The organism is Chamaesiphon polymorphus CCALA 037 (genome assembly GCF_003003845.1).
Classification (GTDB): domain Bacteria; phylum Cyanobacteriota; class Cyanobacteriia; order Cyanobacteriales; family Chamaesiphonaceae; genus Chamaesiphon; species Chamaesiphon polymorphus.
This window is the reverse complement of sequence record NZ_PVWO01000604.1, coordinates 1-3,107: the sequence shown is the minus strand read 5'-3', so window position 1 is coordinate 3,107 and position 3,107 is coordinate 1. Positions and strand designations below refer to the sequence as shown.

At 44.7% G+C, this 3,107-nt stretch carries 2 protein-coding genes and 1 pseudogene; 1 reads left to right on the top strand and 2 read right to left on the bottom strand.

What is annotated here, in order from left to right; all coding sequences use genetic code 11:
- Positions 1–22: 22 nt before the first annotated feature.
- Positions 23–544: a photosystem I assembly protein Ycf3 gene (locus tag C7B77_RS27025; protein WP_106312315.1), complete on the bottom strand. Its 522-nt coding sequence runs from the start codon at positions 542–544 to the stop codon at positions 23–25.
- A 234-nt stretch (positions 545–778) separates the two neighbouring features.
- On the opposite strand from C7B77_RS27025, the gene C7B77_RS27020 reads away from it, so the two are divergent.
- On the top strand, positions 779–1,453 hold the full coding sequence (locus C7B77_RS27020) for a Coq4 family protein (RefSeq protein ID WP_106312312.1): 675 nt from the start codon (positions 779–781) through the stop codon (positions 1,451–1,453).
- A 772-nt stretch (positions 1,454–2,225) separates the two neighbouring features.
- Here C7B77_RS27020 and C7B77_RS31940 read toward each other — a convergent pair.
- Positions 2,226–3,029: pseudogene (locus tag C7B77_RS31940) on the bottom strand (group II intron reverse transcriptase); the annotation flags it as partial.
- Positions 3,030–3,107 lie beyond the last annotated feature (78 nt).

Here is a 3,107-nt window from a genome sequence, read left to right as displayed (position 1 = left end):
ATCCACTATTCACTATCCACTGTTAAAAATATATATCTAGTTGAGAGCGTCCGGTAGTCTTGAGCCAGTTTTGGGCTTCGATGTAGTTGTTTGGAGCGATTTTGATGGCTTGGATCCAGTATTCGGCAGCTTTACCAAGCAGAGCTTCGCTGGCTGTCATATCGCCTGCATCGGCGGCTTTTTCACCTTGATAGTGATAGATGACGGCAATATTATTGAGGGCTTGACACAGGCGGGGATTGAGTTCGACAGCCTCAAAATATTGGTTCAGGGCGCGCTCGTGTTCGCCATTACTAGCATAGATCAAACCCATATTGTACAAAATATAGCTGCGATCGTAGTCGTTTTCCTCTAGCCGCAGGGCTTCTTCGTAGTTTTCGAGAGCTTCGGCGTATTCACCATCAGCTTGAGCGGACATGCCATCGCGATAATACACAAATGCCTCTTTCGACCGCTTATTGGTAGGCATAATCTTCAGGAGAATGTCCGCCATCACGGTAAAGCTTTTATCGATGAAGTTGTCGTTCTTCTGGGTTCTTGGCATGGCTAGATTAGAGGTAAGGATGAGATCCCGACTAATATTTAAGGTATTTTTACTTATAGCTATCTATTTTACCGTTCTGGGAAATGAAACCAAGGGCTAGTAACATTTCTCCATAGCCGTATTTGGGGGGTCGATCGACATAGCAAGTCGATTCCGCTCGTTCGCGGAGCGTCTCAGAATGAGAATCGGGCTTATGGCCGCTTACAATAGAGGAGAATTAGGGAGGAAATTGCGATGGAAATCATGCACAGACAGATCCTACATCTTGATTTTTTCCAAGCGATTAGAGGGGCGATCTCTTTATTCAGAGATCCGACTCGGACGGAATCTGTCTATGATATCGAAGATGGACTACGCCACACCAAAGCCACTCAACTAGCCGTGGAGTATATGAAATCCGATCCGGCGGTCGATCGCATTATCGCCGAAAGATATCTAGCACCACATCTGGATCTAGACTCGCTGTTCGCCTTACCCGCCGATTCGTTAGGACATACTTACGCCGCTTACATCAAAGAATCTAACTTCGATCCCAATTTTTACCGCAAAGTCGAAGTCACCGACGATACTAGTTATATCTTTTTGCGACTGCGCCAAACACACGATATCTGGCACATCGTCACCGGATTTGGTACCGATGTCGCTGGCGAACTAGGATTAAAAGCCTTTGAACTCGCCCAAACGCATCGCACAATGTCTTTGATACTCCTTGCAGGCGGATTATTAAGCACATTATCAAAATCCCCCGCAGATCTCGATCGCACATTAGAATGCGTCGCCATCGGCTATCGCAGCGGAGCCAAATCGCGGCGATTGTTATCCCAGAAATGGGAGGAGCAATGGTCGAAATCTGTGAGCGATTGGCGCAAAGAATTAGGAATTGAAGTCACAAACGTTTACATTCCCTAAAGATACCCGATCCCAAATTCAGCAGTTATAATTGGGTCGGTCAATCTGTCTAATTGTGAAATGATTGAATCGATCGACGATCTGATAGTTTTCTTAAAACACTTTCACCGCAACCTACTTGAGGATCCATCACTCCCTACCGAACAAATTCCAAACGACCTACCAGAAGGGTTAGCAAAGATTTATCGAGAGCTGGGAAGTTTGGTTGAGTTAATCGACGAAGATCCAGCTCCATTTGCTACGCAAGATGCACTTATGCCAGTTGGTCGTCTCAATCGTATTGATGGAATGATTGAATTTTCTCATGAAAATCAAGGAAATTGGTCAGTTCGTTGCTTGTCGAACCAAAAAGATCCCCAGGTGTATTCAGATGCAGCAGATGCGGTGAGTGACAGAAGAGGCTTTGTAGTCGTATGTGAATCACTCAATCACTTCCTGATTACCCTTTGCTTACAGGAAGCTGTTATGGGCAGCCGCAATCTCGGAACAGTGCAGACTGTTAATATTGTTGAAAAAACTATTGAAGGTGAAAAGCTGAAACCTTTGTGGATCGATGGCTATTATGTATTTGGAGAGCCATCGCACAACTTTTATGTATCCCAAAATCTTGATGTGCTGGTCATGGATTATGGGGATGTTTGGGTAGGCTCATCACATAGACTTAAAGATTTAACTCTACAAGATATGGTTGGGTCGATGGGGGCTATTAGACCCCGCACCTCCCATTTAGATCTGGACGTGCCCGTTTCCGTGCATCCAGCTCCCGATATTCTTAGCTTGCGCTTTTGCTCATGTGTAGATAATCGTGGCACGACTCATGTATTGCTACTAAGTTCTGTGTCTTCCAATTATCATGATTTCCATCTACGTGATGTAAATGTATTTTCTCTTCACCCACGAGTTTTAATCCGCAGGATGCACATGAATGGTTTTGCCGTTTTAAGGCTTTAGAGGTTGTTCCGTCGTAGAGCTTGCTGTTGCGTTCGCTCCAGTAGGATAAATCGCCGTCATAGGGGGATTTATTTCCCTTTACATTGATGTGTTTGTTTTCGGAGTAGGAAACTGTGGGGAACGCTTTATCCAGTAATACTTTACAGGTGTAGCGATTCTGTTTGGTTTCCTTGTTAAATACCGTGTATGCTCGTTTTTGGATGTGGTAGAGAGAATTTCTTGCCCCATCCATCCGGCAATACTTATGGTAGTGTCTCCATCCTCTAACCAATGGGGCTAGTTTAATTGCCTTAGTTGTGGAATCATAGTTCGAGTTGTTGACGATGAGTTTTACTTTCTTACGGAATGCTTTGAAGTTTTCCGCTGAGGGAGTGCTTCTGAATTTACCGTTTTTCTGGACTTTGAAGTGCCAGCCGAGGAAGTCAAATCCATCTATCGTGGCGGTTAGCTTGGTTTTTCGTTCGCTAACCTTCATACCTCGAAAAGCCAGAAACTCGCTAATTTTGCAAAGTATGGCATCGGCGTTGTCTTCGGGTTTAAGAATAAAAACCATGTCGTCAGCATATCTGACGCTTGTATGGATATCCTCTATACCGTTGAGTGCTATGTTTGCCAACAGTGGGCTAAATGGAGTAGGAACAAAGCGCACCTCTAAACCTTACGGTTTATGTGTTTCTTCATTCCTCTCCCCAAACCGGACGTG